Source organism: Bacillus cereus group sp. N31, from assembly GCF_016483245.1.
Taxonomy (GTDB): Bacteria; Bacillota; Bacilli; order Bacillales; family Bacillaceae_G; genus Bacillus_A; species Bacillus_A toyonensis.
Genome location: NZ_JAEHCH010000101.1, coordinates 1 through 291, shown reverse-complemented (window position 1 = coordinate 291; position 291 = coordinate 1). Strand labels below are relative to the sequence as shown.

Genomic DNA, 291 nt, shown 5'->3' with positions numbered 1-291 from the left:
AGATTTAGACAAGGAAGAGTTACTAACCGTATTAAACCGTTAATAACAAAGTTCGAAAAACGTACAAATTGTATAGAAGATGTTAAAGAAGGGGAAAATTTAACTATAGAGGGAGTTGTTTTGTAGTGAATGTAATAATTGTATACGCTAATCCTAGTCCTTCCAGTTTTAACGAGGCGATTTTAAAGCATGTGCAAAAAGGATTACAAGAAACAAAGCATTCGGGTTCGGTACTTGATTTATATAAGGAACAATTTGATCCAGTCGGTGTATTTAATGATGAGAAAAAAA

At 32.3% G+C, this 291-nt stretch carries 1 protein-coding gene; it reads left to right on the top strand.

The features are described 5' to 3' along the window. Positions 1 to 125 precede the first annotated feature (125 nt). Positions 126 to 291 (top strand): NAD(P)H-dependent oxidoreductase (locus JDS81_RS29965; RefSeq protein WP_199688703.1); only part of this gene is annotated, 166 nt, incomplete at its 3' end.